Raw genomic sequence first — 20,770 nt, 5'->3', positions numbered from 1 at the left:
TTTTTTTACCAATATACCCATTCAGGAATGAGAAAACACATTCTTTCCGCTTGCCTGATCGGCAGTTTATTCGCTGCTCAGGCGCTGGCGCAATCCAAAAAATATCCATCCTATAGCGGTATTTATCCGCATCTGGCTATGTATAACAACGAGGGCGAGTGCGGAACCGGAGCCGTTGTACCCTGGGCGGGCAAGCTCTGGGCCGTTACCTACGGTCCTCACCTGCCCTTCGGCTCATCGGATAAACTCTACGAAATAACGGCGGATTTAAAGCAGACCGTCCGGCCCGAAAGCATCGGCGGCACCCCGGCCAATCGGATGATTCACCCGGAAAGCAACCAGCTTTTCATTGGCCCCTACGCCATTGATGCACGGGGCAGCGTGCGGGTGATGCCCTATAAAACCATGCCGGGCCGGCATACCGGTAACGCCCGGCACCTGACCGATCCGAAGAATAAAATCTATTACGGAACGATGGAGGAAGGGTTTTACGAAGTGGACGTTAAAACCCTGACCCCAACCCTGCTGTACGAAGACGGCAACGTGAAGCAGAAGAAAGGGGCTGACGAATCGAACAATCACCGTGGTGAACTCCTGCCCGGCGCCCACGGCAAGGGCCTTTATTCCGGTCAGGGCGTGATGGTTTACTCCAACAACGGCGAACCCGGCCCGCAGGCGCTCAAGCAGTTCGACATCGAATCCGGCTCGTTGTCGGAATGGAACGGCAAGGAATGGAAAGTCGTGCGCCGGAACCAGTTTGTGGAAGTAACCGGACCCGGCGGTCTTTACGGCAACAAAAACCCGGCCACCGACCCGATCTGGGCCACCGGCTGGGATCATAAGTCGGTGTTACTGGGCGTTCGGGATGCCGGAAAATGGACTTTTTTCCGCCTGCCCAAAGCGAGCCACAGCTACGACGGCGCCCACGGCTGGAACACCGAATGGCCCCGCATCCGGGATATTGGCACCCCTCAGAAACCCGACTACCTGATGACCATGCACGGTATGTTCTGGCGGTTTCCCGGAAATTTTACCCCAAAAAACACGGCCGGAATCCGCCCCCGCTCGGCCTACCTGAAAGTGATTGGCGACTACACCCGCTGGAACGATCAACTGGTGTTTGGCTGCGACGATTCGGCCCAGAAGGAGTTTCTGAACAAACGAAAAGCCAAGGGCAACATTGAAGGCCCCGGTCAGTCGAATTCCAACCTATGGTTTACGCCCCTCAATCAGCCTGATCACTTAGGACCCAATACCGCCGAAGGAGCCGTCTGGCTAAACGAAACCGTTCAGGCCGCCGAAACCTCGGAGCCCTTTTTGTTTGCGGGCTGGCCCAACCGCTCGGCCTGGCTCCAGAATAACGGCGACGCAGAAGTGGACTTCACGTTTGAAGTTGATAAAACCGGCAACGGCACCTGGACCAGGTTGAAAACCGTGACCGTCGGGCCTAAAAAGGCGGTTAACGTGGAGTTTGCCGCCGATGCCCCCGGCGAATGGATTCGCATTAAACCGGGTAAGGCTACCAACGCAACGGCCCATTTCTCCTATTCCGCCAACGACCGACGCACAACCAGCCCGAACTCGATGTTTGCCGGTTTGAGTAACGTTTCGACCACCAAAACCTCCGGCGGTTTGATTTACGGCCTGGGCGACAACCGGCGCGCTCTCGGCATGGCGGCCCTCGACTACGCGGGTGCCCAGCCCACGGAAGTGGGGTATTATGAACTGGACGGCAACATGAAACTGGTTCGCCGGGAAGACGAAAAAGCCATGTCGTTCATCAAGAGCAAGTTTGCCATTCCGCAGAAAGCCGTTACCATCGACGAATCGTCGGTGCTGGTGGTCGATGACAAAGGACGGCGCTGGCGGCTCCCACTCGGCAATGCTGCCTATACCGATCTGACCAATCAGGCGGCTTTACGAATTTGCCGGGAGGTAGCGACCGAACGCGATCTGTTCAATGCGCACGGCACATTTTACGAACTGCCCGCCGAAAACGCCGACGGGTACGCCAAAATCCGACCGGTTTCGTCGCACAACCTCCGCATCAACGATTATGGCTCCTACCGGGGTCTGCTGATCATGACCGGCATTGACCCCCAGGCAATGAAAAACAGCGAGCACATTGTGGTGTCGGACGATCAAAAAGCCGCGGTTTGGGCGGGTGCCATCGACGACCTCTGGAAGCTGGGTAAACCCACCGGCCAGGGTGGGCCGTGGAAAAATTCGGCCGTCAAAGCCGCCGAACCCTCCGACCCGTACCTGATCGGTTTTTACGACCAGCGCAGTCTGCAACTTTCCCATCAGGCCCGTTCGCCCGTTACCTTTACCATTGAAGCCGATCCGGTGGGCAACGGTCCCTGGATGGCTTACAAAGAGGTGACGGTCGCGCCCGGGGAAACGTTTCGTTTTACGTTTCCAAAAGGATTTCAGGCCCGCTGGATTCGGTTCAAAAGCAATACAGATTGCCAGGCGACGGCTTTTTTGCAGTATAACTAAAAAAACTTCTAGCCACCAACCCGCTCATTATCAGACAGTTAATAAAAAAAGCGGAAACCCTGAAATAAATTTTTCAAACTTTTTTCTAAAACCCGCAATCTAAAAAACCGGGTCGTTCGTAGGTATTGGCATATGCGGTGAACTGTGCTATGGAGGTAGCCATTTCACCAGCCATACACGTTTCCGACAGAAAGTCCAGAGGCTAAGCTCCTGGACTTTTTCGTTTTCAGACCACCCCAAATGGCAACCATTCGCCGGGTTAGTTTTGTTATCTTTGTACTAGGCAGTTTTGATTCGTAAACAGCCAGATTTTTATGCACGAGATAGAACCTTTTTATAACTGGGAAAAGTGGTACAACGCAACGGACGACCCGCACTCTCCTTTCTTCGGACGCGTCTACAACATGAACCAGTATACCAATACCATATATGGTTATTATATCCACCCGCTCTGGGATGAAATCGGGTCGGAAACGCTGTACTGCAAGATTCTTTTTGCCGATTACGACCGGCGGTTTGTGGTCATCGAACTGTTCGGTGAGTGGAACGATACCCTGCACAACGACATCATGTACCTGAAACGGCAGGTAATTGATCCGCTGGTGAATGAGGGCATTAACAAATTTATTCTGGTGGGTGAAAACATCCTGAATTTCCACGGCTCCGACGACAGCTACTACGAAGAATGGTTCGAAGATGTGGAAGACGGCTGGATTGCGGGTGTCAACTTCCGGGATTTTGTTGAAACGGAATGGAAACGCTACCGGCTGGATTATTACATGAACTTTGGTGGTACGCTGGACGAAATTGATAACTGGCGAACCCTGAAACCCGCTGCTTTTTTTGATCTGGTCAATAGCCTCATCGTTAGACGGCTGGGTTAATGAAACAGAACAGTTGGTAACTAATCGGAATCTTGTTTAACTTTACCTAAACAAATTGATTTAGCGCTGGTGAGCGCCTTACGGCCATCATTCCGATCCATTACCACTATGTTTTATCCTCTGTATGTTTTAACGATTGGTGCAGACACCCCTGATTTTCATTCCCTGACCAAAGCATTCCATACTTACGGAGTGCCTCATCAGCATGTATCACCGGAAGAAGACGGGTCCGTGGCGTTTTATTTTTATAAAGAGCGGGCAGATGCTATGTTTGTACCGACATTGATTATGCTGGACAACGATACCTGCCAATCGGCAAGTGTTCTGGGGCAGTTAAAACATCATTCGGTTCTCCGGCGGATTCCGGTTATTATTTACGGCCGCCATAACAACCCCGAAGTGGTAACATTAACGTACCAACTGGGAGCGGCCTGCTATATGCCTAGGCCGGACAACTGGAGCAGCGCCATGATGGCTTTCTGTTCATACTGGCAAAAACGGGTCGCTTTTCCGGCAATTCGTGCGGAAGATATTTTATTATAAAATCGCTATCTATAATTTTTGCGCCAATTTTGTAACCTTGCTTTCTTCTGACCACCAACGTATGACAAACAGACCGTTTATTGCCGTTGTCGATGATGATGAAGACGATTTATTTTTAATCCAGGAAGCATTTAAGTCGTGTCTGAACGAAGAAAATGTAATTCTGGCATCCAGCGGAGTAGATTTGCTGTTGCGGCTCGAAACCGTCAGCATTCTGCCGTCGTTTTTGCTGCTTGATCTCAATATGCCTCAGATGAGCGGGTTTGATGTGCTGACCAGACTGCGATCAGACCCGCGGTATACCTTGATGCCCGTTCTGATTTTCAGTACGTCAAACGCGCAGCCTGATGTGGACCGAGCCTACGAACTGGGAGCTAACTCCTACGTAAAAAAGCCCGCTTCCTTTGCTGATTATAAGTCGGTTGTCGAAGACTTATGCAATTTCTGGCTGCGGGTGGCTTCCACCCCGTCCAGCCGGATTTATTAACCGCAGCATTCAATAGCCGTTGGCTGTTTTCTGTTCCTTCGCGCCTGAGGAAAAACCTTTTGCCAGACCGTCAGTTATAAGTGGTATCTATTCACTAAATCGTAACGAACGCAATGGAATCAAATGTGTTTCACGACTCACAGCCAGCGAACTTGATCAATACCGAGAACGCTGATACAAAATATGGACAGGATCAGGCCGAAACGCATATGGTCAAACTGGTAGATGGCAAACTGGTTCCGACGGCAGATGTGCAAACCGAAATTTCTGACGACCTGACCAGCCAGTACGCCAACGACGAAGAACGCGGTCTGTATTCAGCCAACCAGCGGACGCACGATATTGTCGATATTCAGTCGGCGCATCCGCAGGCTGATATGGTACCGGGATTGCCGTCCACGCCCGATCCGAGCAATCCGGTTCCGGCCGGGCCAGACACCCCAACGCCACCGACGCCCCCCGTACCCGGCCCCGAAATCCCGGATATGCCCACTACACCCAAACCGGACAAACCCGAAATTACGGAGCCCAACGAACCCGGTCGGTCGCACGAGATAAACAACCAGATTACCAACGATACCGATCAGCAGAACACGCCGACCAGCGCCCTTGCCGACTTCATGCCCGGCGCGGATGTGCCGACGCAGACGCAGGACCCGGCCAAAAACGAGGAGCTTCCTGAATTTCTGGGAACCAGTTCTGCCAATGACGGTCCCGGACCGGCCAACTACCGAAAACCGAATGCGGACGAAGGCATGGAAACCGGCCCCGATACCGGCACGTCGGCCCGACCATACGATGTAGACGCGAAGGATACCCATGACTACCAGCCAAGCGAACGTCCTCAAGAAACCGCTCAGATGCTCGATCAACCAACAGAAACGCTGGATGAAAGCAGTATCAAAAAAGCGCCGATGCAGGATCACTCCACGGCCCAGGCTCCTTCGGACATGAAATCGACGGATCAACTCGACCGGAATTACAACGATCCGGAAGCTGCGCGTCAGGATGTCATTTAATCCCAACGGTTTAACGCATTTTCCAGCTACCATCTGTCAAAAAGCCCCGCCAAGTCTCATTTGGCGGGGCTTTTTGATGATTGTCTGGTTTCCTCTACTTCTTCAAATCCTTGATTCGAATATTCCGGAAGCGCAGCACCGAGCCGTGGCCCAGAAAACCGATATGGCCGCTGGTCCGCTTCAGACCGGGGTGGTCCTTATGGTCGAGCGTACCGTTTTTGCTGGCTTCGGCAATGTCGCCGTTCAGGATTTGCACCCCGTTCAGTACCACGGTTATCTGATTGCCTTTTACGGTTACTTCTTCGTAATTCCACTCACCGACGGGTTTGAGTGCCCCGCGCCGGGCCGGAATAACACCGTATACCGAACCGTGGTATTGATACGGCTCCAGTTTTTTGTAAATCTCGGCGTCGTTGTCAAGAATTTGCAGTTCCATGCCCATATAAGCGGCATCCCCTTCCAGCGGAGCGCGGATACCCAGACCGTTGTTGGCGCCGGGTGTTAACTGAAACTCAAACCGAAACACAAAATCGCTGTATTCTTTCTGCGTATACAGGTTGCCTTTGCCGCCGTTGTTGTACCAAACGATATCGCCGTCTTCGGCCACGTAATCTTTCGTATTGCCAACCCAATTGCTTAAATCCTTCCCGTTGAACAGCAACTCGTATCCTGCCCGTTTTTCTTCTTCGGTCAGTTCATACGGTTTGGCCTGCGGAAGTTCGCGGATGTAAATATTCCGATAAGCGACGTAGGTGCCGTGGGCCTGTAGTTCAATCTGCTCCTGCGGAAAAATGGGCTGGCTGCGGTCCCAGTAGTTTTCCAGCACGGTATTGTCCGTGACCAGTTCACCGTTCAGGTAAACCGTGACCCGCTCGCCTTTCATGATGATGCGGAACGTGTTCCACTCACCGACGGGATTATCAACTTTTTTCAGTGGTTTGCTGACGAACTTCTGATTGTTATACAAGCCGCCCGAACCAACCTGTGCGCCCACGTCCGTGCGGGCCGGGTCCCAGATCTGCACCTGGGGCGTACCGCGCAGATACACCCCGGCATCCCCTTCTTTGGTAATTTTCCAGTCAACCAGCATTTCAAAATCTTTGTACGGTTTTTCCGTACAGATGTTGTTACCGTGCCCGTTAAAGATCAGCAAACCGTCTTTCGCCGACCAGCCGCTGCGCATCACCTCATCGGCTTTCTGCTGCTCCTGCGCCAGTGTGGCCGCGTCCATTTTCGACCGTTTGATCGGGTCCGCAACCAGCCCCTTCCAGCCCGAAAGGTCTTTTCCGTTGAACAGAGCCACAAACCCCTCGCCGGGCGTCATGGCCTGCAACCGGCGCTGGATGGCCTGCCGTTGCGCTTCACTTTCCGGACCGGTCAGGACCTGACTGGCCTTTTCCAGCAACGACCGCACGGTACTCCCCGATAAATCCCGACTGCTATTAGCAATCGTAGCGACCGTAGCCGCAGCCTGTTTTGCCACCGCCGGATCGTTCAGGTAACTGCCCGCAAAAACGAGCGCCAGAAACGTGCGGCACCGGGTGGCGGCTTTCAGAATATCATTCTTTTGCTGTGGCGTCCGGGCAATTTCCATCGCATCCCGGAGCAACAGCAATCGCTGGTCGGCGGAATAGGCGGAGCGGTCGATCAGGGCCAGATAACCGTTCAGAGCCGCTTCGGAAGAGACATTGTTTTGCCGGGCAATGGTCAGCAAGGCCGGAACGGCAGCGGGCGTGGGCCAGTCTGACAGGGCCACCACGGCGGCTGGCTGTACCATGCCGTCGCCCTTTTCAAACGACTGCTGCACCAGTTCGAGCGCCCGGGGACTGCCAATTCCCGCCAGCGCCCCCAGAAAACGGCCCTGCACGGCAATCGGAGCCTGTTGCATGTAATTCGCCAGCAGGTCCGTCCGCTGGGCAGAATCCCCCTCCGAAACGGTTGCGGCCACCAAAGCCTGTTGCAGCGAACGAACGGTTTTCAGATCCGTAACCGTGGTCAGCAACTGCACCAACTGCGGAATCTGCTCTTTGCTCACCATCATCGGCAGGGCTGCGGCTGCCGCCTGACTGATGGTGCTATCCGGATTATTCACCTGAAAGAGCACTTGCGGTATACTCGCCGTAACGGCCCGCGCACCCAACAGAGACAGCAACGCCACCCGGGCGTCGGCGGGCATACTCGTCAGACTGTGGGTAATCTGGGCGTACATTTGCGCTCCCTTCAGCAAGGACAAAGACTCTTTGATAGCCGTCATCTCCTCTGGCGTGCCGCGTTTCATCAACTCCAGCAAAGGCGTTACACCCCGTTGATAGGCCGTCCGGGTAACAGCCGGAATAGCCGCCAGCCGGACCGCGGGATCGGAACTTTTCAGCGTAGTCACTAGAAACGGGGCCAGGGCCGGATCGCCGGTTTCGCCGAGCTGCGTGATTAAGTCGGCCTGTGTCGCACCGGTCGCTTTGCCAACCAGTTTGGCGAGTTGCAGGTTAACCGGTTTGCTGCGTAAACCGGTTGCCAGTTTGAGGGCCGCTACCCGGTATTCCCTCGACGGGTCCAGCACGGCCTGCGTCAACAAAGGCAGACTTTTCTGCTGATTGATATCAACCAGAAGACGCAACGCAGCCGACCGGGTCGGAACCTGCTTTTCGTCGGTACATTGCGCCAAAACCCGCCGGGCCAGGGCGTTTGCCAGCGGTTTGTTGCCCAACGCCACCAGCCGGTTCAGATAATCCAGGTAGCTGGCCGTCGCTTCCGTCACGTCATACGTATAGCCACTTTCCTGCGCGGCTTTGGCCAACGCGGGTTCAACTGCCGGCGTTCCGATGCGAGCCAGCGCATACAGGGTTACTTTCCTGAGTTTTTTATCCTCCGACTGCGCCAACGGAATCAGGGCCGGGGCTGCGGGTTGATAATGGATATCGCCCAGGGCTTTTACCAGCGAAAGCCGGCCTGTACCCTGCGAGCCCGTTAACGCATCCAATAAGGTTTTCTGAGCCAGTGGGGTACCGATTTTAACCAGCGTCCGAACCGCCGGAGCGCAAAGCCGTTCGTCGGACAGGTACGGTTTGAGGTAGGCGATGGCATCGTCTTTGCCCACAACCTGCAACTGGCTGATGAGAAACGCCTTGCTTTCGGGGTCACCCAGCTTTTCCAGCGCCTGCCCATAGGCCCGGACGGCCATAGACCGTTGCGCTTCCTTGCCGGGTTTGGTCACGTAATAGGAAAAACCGCCGAGGGCGTATTCTGCCGACGTGTTGTCGCCTTTGCCGGGGGCCACCAGGGTCAGGGCCATATCCAGAAGCCCTTTTTCGCCCAGCGTGGCAATGGATTCCATGCTGGTAACGAGCTGTTTGCCATCCAGCGCAGGCATTTGTGTCAGGTGATCGGCTACCAGACGGTTATTCGGCTGGGCCTGTGCCCGGGTGATGGTCGTCAGTAAGAGGATACCGGTAATGGTCGATAGGGGTAATTTCATGAGAAGGAGAATAAGGTTGGAGGAAAGGCCCGCGGGCCACCATCAGATAATCCAGGGAGCCCGCAACGGCTGGTCGATCAGCCGGTTGGCGCCTTCGTCGTCTACGAAAACCAGCCGGGCCGGATCAAATTTGAGCGACCGGCCCAGTTGCAGCGCAATTTTTCCCATGTTGACCAGGGTACAGGACCGAAAGCCATTCGCTTCGTTCAGGGCAAACCGTTTGCGCTCCCGCACGGCTTCCACAAAATCGGTCACCTGCGGTAATGGGTCGGAAAAAGCCGCCAGCTTCTTCTGTAGATCTGGAATATCGGATTTGAAACCGGGATAAAGTTTGCCCTTCGGTCCTTCGATGTACGGGCTGTTTACGTCCTTGCCTTCCCCGTCCAGAATGATTTTGCAACCATCGGCGTAGGTATACTCAATCCGGCGCCAGGTACCAACGGCGTCCGGATGCTGCTGGGGTGCATCAATTTCCACCGAAATGGGGCTGGTGCCGTCCTTGCCCAGAAAATACTGAATCGGGTCCAGGTAATGCTGCCCCATGTCGCCCAGACCGCCCCCGTCGTAGTCCCAGTAGCCACGGAAGGTGCCGTGCACCCGGTGTGGGTTGTACGGTTTGTAGGGTGCGGGGCCGAGCCACATTTCGTAGTCCAGCTCGGGCGGTACGGGCATGGGGTCCAGGTCGGTTTTGCCGACCCAGTAGAATTTCCAGTCGAAACCCGTATGACGGCTCACGGTCACTTTGAGCGGCCAGCCGAGCAAACCGCTTTCGACCAGTTTTTTGATCGGTTTGACGGGCGTACCCATCCCGTAGAAATTATCCTCGAACCGAAACCAGGTATTCAGTCGGAAAATACGCCCGTGCTGCTGAACGGCTTCGACCACCCGCTTGCCTTCGCCAATGGTGGCCGTCATCGGTTTTTCGCACCAGACATCCTTGCCCGCGCGGGCCGCTTCAGCCGCCATGATACCGTGCCAGTGGGGCGGAGTGGCAATGTGAACAATATCAACTTCGGGCAGTTGAATCAGTTCGCGGTAGTCGGAAAACGTCTTTAAACCGGGGTCCTTGATCAGCCCTTTGGCCAGTTCCAGGTGAGTACGGTCAACGTCGCAAATGGCCGCTACGCGTGTTCCGGCGTAGCCGATGTGCCCCCGGCCCATCCCGCCTACGCCAATAATTCCTTTGGTCAGTTGATCGCTGGGGGCCAGATAGCCTTTGCCCAGCACATGCCGGGGAACAATGGTAAAAGCCGCCAGTGTGCCCAGCGACTGTTTCAGAAACGTCCGTCTTGACGGTACAGGTTTAACTTCCATCTCGCAATTCATTCAGGTTGATTAGGTATTATGTCCTTTGATTTAATCAGGCCACCAGAAAGCCAACAGGCTCTGGATAAATGACAGGTTATCGGCTTGTCAGGTTGTAACCCAGTTTCACATTTATGATGCCCGGGGTGGATAATGTATACTCGCCTTTACTATAGATCAGATCCCGAACCGGCACCAGGACGTTGATATCCAGATAGCCCCTTTTGTTAAACACCTGATGCTGGCTCCCTACTTGCAGGTAAGCGTAGTCCAGCATGGTAAAGCCGTCTCCTACCCGTCCGCCGTTCTTTATCAGTCCTCCGTTTGTTTCGGGGCGCAAAACCCTGCCGCGGTAATACCCCGCTAAATCCGTAAGACCTGACCCCGAATAAATTACCCGGTTAAACAGGACATTATGCGTTTGAAGGGCCACATACGGACTGAAAAAGCTATGCCGGTCGGTGCGCTGTTTCTGCCGGCGAGTCAGCGAAAAATAATACCGCAATGCCAGCGGCATCTCCAGGCTGTAGAACTTTGTTGCACGCCCATCCATCGCCAGCGCCCCGGTGATATCGACTCCGCCCAAGACCGTCAATCCTTTGTATACTTTTTGTTCAACAGTGGCATCCAGCGTCAGCGCAGCATAATACCCGGTAAAGCTGCTTTGCCGAAGAATCGGCAGGGAAGCACCGACTTTCAGCAGCGTCCGTTTTTTGTAAACGGCTTCCGGGTTTTCCTGATACGAATCAGGCTGCCCATACACCGTGGCCAGGCCCAGCATAAAGACGGTTAGGAGTCGGATCATGACGAAAGGGTTTAGGAAGGCTCCAAAGTACGATTTTACCGCTTCAGAATCAAACCCCTTCTGCACCGGGGCAGCTCGTAAAACGATCCGAAGAATGAATAGAATTACCTTCATCCGGGGTGCGTCTTTTACCAAATGTTTTGCCGCAATTCGTCCATTTCGCCTTTGTTTTTCGCGCCCTATTCCAAAAAATCGTAACTTACGACTCCTGTTAACTCTTTTTTATTCATTATGGAAAATCCTGAACAGGCTTCTTCCCGCCGGTCATTCCTCAAAACCCTCGGTTTGGCCGGAACAGCAGCCGCGACGGTTCCCTCAACGCTTGCCCAGGCCGGAACCGCTCCCATGTACCTGAATCTGGTAAAAAGTCACAGCAGCACAGCCGCTAACGACAAAATCCGCATTGCCCTCGTTGGAACGGGTGGTATGGGGATTGGCGACACGCAGACGGCTCTGATGGTTGAAAATGTTGAGATGGTAGCCGCCTGCGATCTGTACGACGGTCGTCTGCGCCGGGCTAAAGAACTCTGGGGCGATGCCCTGTTTACAACCCGCGATTACCGCCAGATTCTGGAACGGACGGACGTTGATGCCATTATCAACGGAACCACCGACCACTGGCACGAAAAAATTTCGTCGGACGCCATGCGCAAAGGCAAGCACGTTTACTGCGAAAAGCCGATGGTGCAGAAAGTGGAAGACGGCCACACGCTGATCAAGGTGCAGAAAGAAACCGGCAAGGTGTTTCAGGTGGGCAGCCAGTTTGCCAGCTCCATCATCATCGCCAAAGCCAAGGAATTGCTCAAAGCCGGTGACATCGGAGACCTGGTGTTTGCCGAAGCGCAATATGACCGCCATAGCGCAATGGGCGCCTGGCAATATTCGATTCCGCCGGATGCGTCGCCCCAGACCGTTGACTGGGATACGTACCTCGGAAGCGCCCCCAAACGCGAATGGGACCCCAAACGGTTTTTCCGGTGGAGAAACTACCAGGATTACGGTACTGGCGTAGCGGGCGACCTCTATGTGCACCTGCTGACGACGCTGCACACCATCACGGGATCGAAAGGCCCCAACCGGGTGTATGCCAGTGGTGGACTGCGGTTCTGGAAAGACGGCCGCGACGTACCCGATATTCACCTGGCCATTTTTGATTACCCGAAAACCGCCGAACACCCCGAGTTTAACCTGACCACGCGCAGCAACTTCGTCGATGGCGGAGGAGGTGGGTATCTGGTTCGGCTGGTGGGTACGGAAGGCGACCTGTCCATCGGTTGGGATAGCCTGACGGTTCGGCGACACAAACTGCCGAAAGCCCCGGGTCTATCGATTGACAACTTCCCGAAAGACCAGCAGGAAGCGTATCTGAAGGAATACAACAAGCTGTACCCGAGCCGTCCGGAAATGGAAGGGCCGCGTGAAATGGTGTACAAAACGCCGAAAGACTACAAAGGCGACCGCTACGAACACTTTGTTAACTTCTTTGATTCGATCCGGAATAAAAAGCCGGTGGCAGAAGATGCAACGTTTGGTCTGCGCGCCTGTGGGCCGACTCAGTGTGGCAACATAAGCCTGTTCAAAAAGCAGATTGTCAGCTGGGATCCGAACGCGATGAAAATTATGAATGCGGTTTAACAAATTGATAGACGGTTTTTGAGTTTATGGCAGGCTGGCGCGTCCGATTCGTCGAACCCGTTAGCCCGCCGTAAACCGGAAACCTACCCCATAACCCTACGAAACAATGAAAAAAGCAACCTTTGCCATCGGCCTCGTGGCCGGTCTGATTAGCTTAATGAGTTTTTCCACCATCGGCTCCAAACCCGGCAAATGGATGGCGCTGTTCGACGGAAAAACGACGAAAGGCTGGCATAGTTACCTAAAAGATCACGTTGTCGGCTGGAACGTTGAAGACGGTGCCCTGACGCCCGACGGAACCGGTGGTGACCTGGTGACCGACAAGGAATTTGAAAATTTCGATTTTGAGTTCGAGTTCAAAATCCCGGCGCAAAGCAATAGCGGGGTGGTTTATAAGGTTGTTGAAGACCCCGCCAACAAATCAACTTATTGGTCTGGCCCTGAATATCAGGTGATTGATGACAAAAATTATCCCCTGGGCGCTGGTCAGAAACTAAAGGACAGCCAGTTAACTGGAGCCAATTACGACATGCAGGCCCCCAACGATCCCAATATCGTAAAAGCCCCTGGCGAATGGAACAAGGGCCGGATTGTGGTGAACAACAACAAAGTAGAACACTACCTGAACGGCAAAAAGGTGGTGGAATATGTGTATGGCAGCGACGAGTGGAAGGCTATGGTTGCCAAGAGTAAATTCAAGGATTTGCCCTACGCCAAGGCGCACGCTAAAGGCAAAATTGCCCTGCAAAGCCATAATCCGAAAGAAAAAGTCTGGTACCGGAACCTCCGGATTCGGGAGTTGTAAAAACCGGTTGATGCGGTATTTGTGCGGAGTTGCAGCAATCCAATACGCTGCGGCTCCGCTTTTTTTATGGCGTTGGGTTTAACCGGGAAACGGCTTCTACCTGATCAGCGGAATGAAGCAGCGACGACTGACAGGGAATCCGCAACCGGATGGTCGTCGTGCCACCGGGCGGCTGATCGAACTGGAGCTGGGCCAGATTAACAATGTGCGACCGGTGAATCCGCACAAACTGGTTTGGGTCCAGACGGGTTTCCAGCTTGATCAGGCTGTCGTAAACAATGTGCTTCCCGGCTTGGGTAAGACACCTGAGATTCACTCTCCAATTTCCTCTCCCCCTCTACTGCTTTTCACTTGCTAAGTTTATAATGCCTGACACTTTTTGCAATCAATCCCCACTTGTGTTAGGTGCGCTGATCTTGTGCTCTTTGCAAACACTATCCAACTAATTCTCAACAATACTGGACCAATGCTTAACTATTAAGTAAGAAGCATAAATACGTTTAATTGCGCTCTGGTTATTCTGTCTGGCCTCCATGACAACGATTGTTACTATCCTGTTTAACAATCTTAACCAATTACTAACTTTTGAAATCAATTTGATTTGGAATCGATTTCAACATGATTATATTTGCATATACAAATCATAAATATTTTTGTTTGTTAATACCTTTTAAAAATACCGATGAAGCGTAGTACGCTTTAGCCAATTACAGCATTATTTAAGTAAAAACTGGTATATCGACTTTAAGAACCATGGCCATCCGCCACGCATACTATGTCTGTTAAAACCCGTTTTCTATCAAGTCTTTTCTAACAAAACCAATAAGACCGAAAAAAGTATTTTTCAATTAAAATAGATAAACTAATGACTGTTAAGGAAGTAGAACGACTGCAACGTTATAAGGACTTATTGGCCGAGCGATCCAGTAACGCAATTGGTTATCCATTCGCTCTTGACTTTGATTTTAGTGAATTACATACCTTATTTCAGTACCACATTAACAATGTGGGAGACCCCTATATTGAATCTAATTATGATGTAAACTCCCATAGTATGGAGCGCGAAGTTGTCGAATTCTTTGCCGATTTGTTCCGAGCTCCCAAGCACAATCGCTGGGGGTATGTAACCAGTGGGGGTAGCGAAGGGAATCTGTATGGTTTATACGTAGCCCGGGAACTCTACCCCGAAGCCGTAATCTATTATTCGGCCGCCACGCACTATAGTATATCGAAAAGTATCCGGCTACTCAATATGCCTTCCTGTATGATTCGCATCCAGCCCAATGGAGAAATGGATTATAAAGACCTGGAAGAGTCCATCAAGCGGTATAGCAACCGCCCGGCTATCGTAGTGGCCAACATCGGTACTACCATGACGGAAGCGAAAGATGATGTTCCCACCATCCGATCCGTGCTGCAGAAAGCCGCTGTCAAATCGCATTATATCCATTGTGATGCGGCCCTGTCAGGAAGTTACCTGGCTGTGCTGGAAGAAGAACCGCAATTTGATTTTGCGAACGGAGTAGACAGCATTGCCTGTAGCGGGCATAAATTCATTGGTTCTCCTTTTCCCTGCGGAGTGGTGGTCATAAAGGACCAATATAAAGAACGCGTGAGCAAGCCGGTCTCCTACATCGGCTCGTTTGATAGTACCATTGCGGGGTCCCGAAACGGTCATAGTCCCGTTTTTATGTGGTATGCCATCAAGCAGCAAGGCCGAGAAGGTTTGCTCAGGAGGGCTTTGGAGTGTCTCTCACTCGCGGAGTATACCCAACGTCGACTTCAGGAACATGGAATAGCGGCCTGGCGTAATGAAAAAGCAATTACTGTCGTATTCCCCAAACCATCGGCATCCATCTGCCGCAAATGGCAACTGGCCACCAATGCCGGACAAGCCCACCTCATCTGTATGCCCGGAATATCACAGCAAAGAATTGATGATTTTATTGAAGACCTTCTGAAAGAAACCAGTTTAATCGCCAGAGAACCTACCCATTCCCGTGTCTTCGTGAAACCAGGTGACAGCATTATGATCACACAACTATAATTCAAGATAATCGAAATGCAGATGGAAAACACTATTCAAGAACCCTTACAACGCTTTCTTAGTAAACAGAACTTTCCCGATCCTATCAAACTTACCCAGCCGGAGCCCTGGCAATGGGAAGTTTTGGCAACCGGATTTCTACATGATCCCACCATGAACTTCTGGCTGGGCGAAAGAGCAAGTCTGGATTCTTTTCGTGACTATTTTGAAGCGGTTGTCAAAGATACCTTTGCTTCAGGGGGAGATGTATTCAGCACACCTGATCGGGATGTAGTGCTTGTGTGCACGTGGCTCGGTGCTAACCAGCAGGAACCCAGCGAATGGAAAAAACGATGGTACGATGTACTTGGCCCGGAAGGCGTTAAACGTTATAACTGGCTTTACGATGCTGGTGAGGTAAACCTTAGTCCGGAGCAACTGCAAAACAGTATGCTCCCTGATTATCTGGCCCGTTTGCCAGACTCGAAGGGGGCTGGTAGTGGCTCGCATCTTGCAGGATGGGCCATTGATTACTACCTGAAACTTGGCTACGACGTACCCTTTATAATTGCAAGTACCCCGCAGGCGGCAAGGCTATACTGTAGAGATTGGGGCTTTTATATTCATAAAAATGTCTTTCTGGAAAATAGCTCCGTACCTATCGGGGTATTCATCAAACGGAAGGGTGCAGGGCTATAAAACCGTACGACCCTATATTTTCACAGTCAAGTAATAATAATTCAAAATAGCTCCAATCCGTTTCTACTAAAGTCGAAGGCCGAGCCCAGAAACACCAGGCAGGTAATTTGAGTAACTCATCCTACTTGCCTGGTGTTTGCGAGGACAAACCTGCCGTACGTTCGCAGGCCAGGGCATCTTTCAGTTCGGAAGGATGGACTAATGAACATTGGCAGGGAATCCGCAACCGGATGGTCGTCGTGCCGCCGGGCGGCTGATCGAACTGGAGCTGGGCCTTATCGCCGTAGGCTTTCTCCAGGCGTGAGCGCGTGTTGGAAAGTCCCAGGCCCGTACCGGCCGTGTTCCGCCGACCTTTTTGCCCCAAACCGTTGTCGAACACTTCCACCAGCAGCACATCCTCCTGCCGCTGCGCCCTGATCCGGATCAGGGCACTTTCCGACCGGTTGGCAATCCCGTGTGTGATGGCGTTCTCGACGAGGGGTTGCAGAATAAGCTGGGGCAGCAGACAGTGCTCGGCTTCGGGCGCAATGTCGTATTCGACCGTCAGCCGGTCCTCGAAGCGGATGGCCTGAATCGCCAGGTATTGTTTGGCCAGCGTCATTTCTTCGCGCAGGGTGAGAAAATTGGCCTGTTGCCGCATCAAAACACTCCGGAGCAGATCGCTCAGGGTGGTTACCATCTGGATAGCCCGGCGGCTCTGGTTGCCCATCAGCATACTCACAATCGAATGGAGCGTATTGAACAGAAAATGCGGATTCAACTGCATCTTCAGTGCCTGAAGCTGGGCGTTTGCCAACTGCGTATTCAACTGCTCGTTGATTAACTCCGTTTGAAGATTCTGCTCCTTGAGCGATTGCAGTTTGTAAATGTGCGTCAAGACGCTGTAACAAACCACCAGCAGCATATATTGGGAAAAGGCGGTACCAAAACTCAGGAAAAAAACCACCAAGACCCGCCGAACCGTAATGGCCCGCCCCTGTTCGTGCGCTATGGCCGAACCCAGCAGCAGGTGTTCAATCACCAGTTCAAGACCGTAGAGCAGGGCGGCAATCAGTACGTGCGTCAGCAACTGCATGGCAAAACGGCTGGCACTCTGTTTTCGCAGGAGGGAAAACCGTTGGGCGCACCAGATAATAACCGGCGTGGCAGCCCACCAGAAAAGTAATTCAATCAGCCAGTATAACGTTTCGGTATAATACATCCGACCGTTGGGCGTCAGCAGCCAGACCATCGTTGCCTGACAATACCAGATCAGCGAAAAAAAACTCCAGTATAAAAAACTGTACCGCCAGAATTGACGGGACGTCATCGGCAGTCCCGAAGTCCGTAAAAGGCGGTCGATCAAGGGTTTCATCGTTAGGCAGTCCACATTCCGACAGGTAAGATACCGCTTTTGCCGCCTGCAACCACGCATCCATCAATGAACCGCCATTTAATCGGCTTCATCCGTTAAAAAATAGCCACGAAGCCGGCCCGCCCCATTGATCGGTCCTGCTAATCATTTTCCGGCGCGGCAGGTTACGTAATCAATCATAAAGCTGTATCTTCCTTTTTCTATTCCTGAACCTCATGAAAAAGCACCTGATTCTCCTGGCTGGGCTGTTGCTGGCCTTCACGCCCCCTTCCCGCGAACCCGTTAGTAAGGAAATGGCCGCAGCCGCGCAAACGTTTGTCAACAGCCTCGATGCCGAACAACGCAAACTGGCGGTTTTTCCGTTCGACAGTGAAGAACGGTTCGACTGGCACTACATCCCGCGCAAGCGCAACGGCCTGCCCCTGAAACAAATGAATCCGCAGCAGCAAAAAGCCGCTATGGCGTTGCTGAAAACGACGCTGAGTGAGCAGGGCTACGAAAAAGTTACGTCGATTATTGACCTTGAAAACGTCCTGCGGGTGGTTGAAAACCGTCCACCAAACGATACCTACCGCGATCCGGAAAACTATTCATTTTCGGTTTTTGGCGATGTTTCCAACAAAACACCCTGGGGCTGGCGAATCGATGGGCACCACCTGTCGCTGCATTTTTCATCGCTCACCGGCAAAGTGATTGGCATGACACCGACGTTTCTGGGCAGCAATCCGGGCATTGTCCGGGCCGACGTGCCGCAGAAAGGCCGTCAGATTCTGAAGCAGGAAGAAGCCCTGGCGCTGGCGCTGGTCAACTCGCTCAACAGCGATCAGCTGGCCCGGGCGCTCATCAGCGAAACCTGCCCGAACGACATTGTTACGACCCATACCCGGAAAGCATCGATTGAAAAAATGGAGGGAATTTCGTTTCCGCAACTGACCAGTAGCCAGCAGAAAACCTTTTTATCGTTGCTGGAAACGTACCTGAACAACTACCACGTCACGCTGAAAAACCAGCAGATGGACAAGCTCAAAAAAGTTGGTCTGGACAAGCTGGTGTTTGCCTGGGCGGGCGACCGGCAAGTCGGTTTTGGTCCGGGAAAAGGCCAGTATTACCGCATTCAGGGGCCTACTCTGCTGATTGAATACGATAATTCGCAGAACAACGCCAACCACGTTCATTCGGTCGTGCGGGACTTAACAAACGATTTTGGGGAAGATATGCTGGCAGAACACTACAAGACGCAGCACAAGTAACAACCGGTTATTGCTTCCCGCCGAAACCGTCCGTTTTGGCGGGAAGCCAGTTTCAGTAATCCACTTTCCGGCGCCCGGCTTTCACCTCGCCCCGGCGCTGCTTCTCCTGCTTTTTTTCCTCCAGCGACGCCTTCGTGGGTCGGGTAGCCTTGCGGGGTTTAGGTTTCTCGAAAGCTTTACGAATAAGCTGATAAAATTTTTCGGTCACTTTATCGCGGTTGACCAGTTGTGACCGGTCCGTCTGGTGATACAGCACCAGGACGCCTTCCGAGGTGAGTTTGTTGCTCAGTTTGTCGAGCAAAACCGCTTTTTCTTCCTCCGTCAATACCGCTGACTTCGGAATGTCAAAGTAAAGTTCGGCTTTCGACGCCACTTTGTTGACGTTCTGACCGCCCTTGCCACCACTGCGGGCAAACTGAAATTGTAATTCCGGAAAAAGCCGTGTTGGATCCATCGTTAGGCTAAAAACTTAATAAAGGTACAAACAATCCGGCGCAGTGACGGTTCCATCATATACGCGAAAAACAGATCTCGTTATGGCACATCGTGAAAAAATTGACACCATGCTCGGCGATACGAATACGGTCCTCGGTGGAGGAGCTCCATCGTCAACCACCGCAGAAGGCGTTAATCTGGTCGAAGACTGGATCGTTATTTTACGGACGCAGCCAGAATGGGAAACCGTGGTCCCGACGCTCGAACAACTCCGGGATGCGCTGGATTCGGACGACATGGTTGCTATTCAGTTGTTATTAAAAGATCTGGCCGATCAAACTGCCGTCGTGGCGCAGAATGCCACGGGTGACCAACGCCAGGCGCTCAACAAGCTGGTAGAAAATCTCAGAGACTTCAGCCGGGCGATGGCGAAATAATTTTTCCAGAAACGAAATCAAGAAAGCCAATGGCAAATCAACAGGCAACAAATCTTATCGATTCGACGGTAAATAGCTTCAATGGAGATACAACGTCAATTTCGACCATCGACGGTATTTCCCTGATCGATCACTGGCTGACGGCGTTACGCAGCGAAGAGACGGATGAAACGGCCCAGCAAATCACCCAGACACTCAGTGAGTTGAAAGCGCAACTAATGGAAGGCAACCAGGATACGGCCCAAATTGCAACGCTCCTGGACGACCTGGCCGGGCAAACCCAGCAGGCGGCCCAATCCGTGGACGATGACAAAGTAAAACTGCAACTGGATCAACTGGTGCAGACGTTACAGGACTTTAAAAAGGTCATTGCCGGAGAAGCGGGCAACATTGCCGACAAACACGGCCGCGCCCAGATTTTCACCCAAACCGGAACGGGCAGCGCAACGGGCAATCCGGGAGTCAATCCGGCAGTTCCGGGAAACAGCAATACAGACGATGTTGGCAATCTACAGGGCGGTGGTGCTTATAAATCCTACGGATCGGGCTACAGCTCCGGCTCCTCGGGTGATTCGGCGGCATCGAACTCCGGTACCGATTCGCGCAACAAACGCCCTTCAACCGGCGACGGCGGTGGCAATAGCCGACAGATTTAGCCCTGGTCCGGCATTAATCGGTTTTTCGTAACCGTTTTATCTATCCCTTTACTCAACTAAACTTTTTGATTCGGTTATGGCTCATCAACATTCCCAGGCGCCACACTCCAATACCACAACGCTGATCGACGCAACGATGGAAGCATTCGACGGCGGACCGCTGAAAACAACGCCCCAGGAGGGCCTTTCGCTCATTGGTGACTGGCTGCGGTCCTTAAAAACGTCGGAAGCCGACAATGTGGCCAATACCTTACAGAAGCTAAGAACAGCGCTGGAAGGACCCATGATCGATAATATTCATGTGCGCAGCATCCTGCTGGGGCTGGCCGAACAATCCGAACAGTGGGCAGCTAAAGCCGGTGGTGAATATCCGGCGCGGCTCAACAGCCTGGCCGTTGCCCTGCGGAACTTTGGAAATCAATTAGCCTAATCCTGATGGGTCAATTTCTGACCCATCCC

At 52.7% G+C, this 20,770-nt stretch carries 19 protein-coding genes; 13 read left to right on the top strand and 6 right to left on the bottom strand.

All coding sequences use genetic code 11. From position 1 onward, the window contains the following. The first annotated feature begins 27 nt into the window (after positions 1-27). The 5 genes from LX87_RS19660 to LX87_RS19640 all read left to right on the top strand — a co-directional run bounded on the left by LX87_RS19660 (position 28) and on the right by LX87_RS19640 (position 5,432). Complete coding sequence (locus LX87_RS19660) at positions 28-2,499, top strand: hypothetical protein (protein WP_111629993.1); 2,472 nt, start codon at positions 28-30, stop codon at positions 2,497-2,499. Positions 2,500-2,813: 314 nt separating this feature from the next. After that, a complete protein-coding gene (locus tag LX87_RS19655) occupies positions 2,814-3,383 on the top strand; it encodes a hypothetical protein (protein ID WP_111629992.1) in 570 nt (189 codons plus the stop codon). Positions 3,384-3,491: 108 nt separating this feature from the next. Further along, a complete protein-coding gene (locus tag LX87_RS19650; RefSeq protein WP_111629991.1) occupies positions 3,492-3,926 on the top strand; it encodes a response regulator in 435 nt (144 codons plus the stop codon). Between the two features lie 61 nt (positions 3,927-3,987). Beyond that, entirely contained in the window at positions 3,988-4,413 is a 426-nt protein-coding gene (locus tag LX87_RS19645; RefSeq protein WP_111629990.1) for a response regulator, read from the top strand. A gap of 113 nt (positions 4,414-4,526) precedes the next feature. Then, positions 4,527-5,432, top strand: a complete 906-nt coding sequence (locus LX87_RS19640; protein ID WP_111629989.1) for a hypothetical protein — start codon at positions 4,527-4,529, stop codon at positions 5,430-5,432. A 94-nt stretch (positions 5,433-5,526) separates the two neighbouring features. Here the strand turns inward: LX87_RS19640 and LX87_RS19635 are convergent, their stop codons facing one another. The 3 genes from LX87_RS19635 to LX87_RS19625 form a co-directional block, all read right to left on the bottom strand. Next, entirely contained in the window at positions 5,527-8,904 is a 3,378-nt protein-coding gene (locus LX87_RS19635; RefSeq protein WP_111629988.1) for a DUF1080 domain-containing protein, read from the bottom strand. Positions 8,905-8,946: 42 nt separating this feature from the next. Next, entirely contained in the window at positions 8,947-10,218 is a 1,272-nt protein-coding gene (locus LX87_RS19630; RefSeq protein ID WP_111629987.1) for a Gfo/Idh/MocA family oxidoreductase, read from the bottom strand. A gap of 88 nt (positions 10,219-10,306) precedes the next feature. Further along, positions 10,307-11,014, bottom strand: coding sequence for a hypothetical protein (locus LX87_RS19625; protein WP_146624510.1), 708 nt, complete (start codon positions 11,012-11,014; stop codon positions 10,307-10,309). A gap of 231 nt (positions 11,015-11,245) precedes the next feature. On the opposite strand from LX87_RS19625, the gene LX87_RS19620 reads away from it, so the two are divergent. After that, entirely contained in the window at positions 11,246-12,649 is a 1,404-nt protein-coding gene (locus LX87_RS19620; protein ID WP_111629985.1) for a Gfo/Idh/MocA family protein, read from the top strand. 106 nt (positions 12,650-12,755) lie between these two features. Next, positions 12,756-13,454, top strand: coding sequence for a 3-keto-disaccharide hydrolase (locus LX87_RS19615; protein ID WP_111629984.1), 699 nt, complete (start codon positions 12,756-12,758; stop codon positions 13,452-13,454). Between the two features lie 64 nt (positions 13,455-13,518). On the opposite strand, the gene LX87_RS19610 is transcribed toward LX87_RS19615, so the two are convergent. Then, positions 13,519-13,770, bottom strand: a complete 252-nt coding sequence (locus LX87_RS19610) for a LytTR family transcriptional regulator DNA-binding domain-containing protein (RefSeq protein WP_111629983.1) — start codon at positions 13,768-13,770, stop codon at positions 13,519-13,521. Between the two features lie 549 nt (positions 13,771-14,319). Here LX87_RS19610 and LX87_RS19605 point away from each other — a divergent pair. Together LX87_RS19605 and LX87_RS19600 are read left to right on the top strand one after the other, a co-directional pair. Next, complete coding sequence (locus LX87_RS19605) at positions 14,320-15,501, top strand: histidine decarboxylase (RefSeq protein ID WP_111629982.1); 1,182 nt, start codon at positions 14,320-14,322, stop codon at positions 15,499-15,501. A 21-nt stretch (positions 15,502-15,522) separates the two neighbouring features. Continuing rightward, complete coding sequence (locus LX87_RS19600; protein WP_146624509.1) at positions 15,523-16,179, top strand: hypothetical protein; 657 nt, start codon at positions 15,523-15,525, stop codon at positions 16,177-16,179. 121 nt (positions 16,180-16,300) lie between these two features. Here LX87_RS19600 and LX87_RS19595 read toward each other — a convergent pair whose 3' ends face one another. After that, positions 16,301-17,533: a sensor histidine kinase gene (locus LX87_RS19595; RefSeq protein ID WP_170139397.1), complete on the bottom strand. Its 1,233-nt coding sequence runs from the start codon at positions 17,531-17,533 to the stop codon at positions 16,301-16,303. A gap of 215 nt (positions 17,534-17,748) precedes the next feature. Between LX87_RS19595 and LX87_RS19590 the strand changes: the two genes are divergently transcribed. Beyond that, positions 17,749-18,783: a DUF3500 domain-containing protein gene (locus LX87_RS19590; RefSeq protein ID WP_229310735.1), complete on the top strand. Its 1,035-nt coding sequence runs from the start codon at positions 17,749-17,751 to the stop codon at positions 18,781-18,783. Between the two features lie 52 nt (positions 18,784-18,835). Here LX87_RS19590 and arfB read toward each other — a convergent pair whose 3' ends face one another. After that, positions 18,836-19,237: an alternative ribosome rescue aminoacyl-tRNA hydrolase ArfB gene (gene arfB, locus LX87_RS19585; RefSeq protein ID WP_111629979.1), complete on the bottom strand. Its 402-nt coding sequence runs from the start codon at positions 19,235-19,237 to the stop codon at positions 18,836-18,838. Between the two features lie 82 nt (positions 19,238-19,319). On the opposite strand from arfB, the gene LX87_RS19580 reads away from it, so the two are divergent. From LX87_RS19580 to LX87_RS19570, 3 genes are all read left to right on the top strand, one after another. Continuing rightward, the gene (locus LX87_RS19580; protein ID WP_111629978.1) at positions 19,320-19,655 is read left to right on the top strand and encodes a hypothetical protein; all 336 of its coding nucleotides are present in this window, start codon (positions 19,320-19,322) and stop codon (positions 19,653-19,655) included. Positions 19,656-19,684: 29 nt separating this feature from the next. Beyond that, the gene (locus LX87_RS19575; protein WP_111629977.1) at positions 19,685-20,311 is read left to right on the top strand and encodes a hypothetical protein; all 627 of its coding nucleotides are present in this window, start codon (positions 19,685-19,687) and stop codon (positions 20,309-20,311) included. A gap of 76 nt (positions 20,312-20,387) precedes the next feature. Continuing rightward, positions 20,388-20,741: a hypothetical protein gene (locus tag LX87_RS19570; protein ID WP_111629976.1), complete on the top strand. Its 354-nt coding sequence runs from the start codon at positions 20,388-20,390 to the stop codon at positions 20,739-20,741. The last annotated feature ends 29 nt before the right edge of the window (positions 20,742-20,770 follow it).

The sequence above is a fragment of the Larkinella arboricola genome (assembly GCF_003259745.1).
In the GTDB taxonomy this organism is placed as follows: Bacteria; Bacteroidota; Bacteroidia; order Cytophagales; family Spirosomataceae; genus Larkinella; species Larkinella arboricola.
This window is presented reverse-complemented; position numbering and strand designations above follow the sequence as displayed.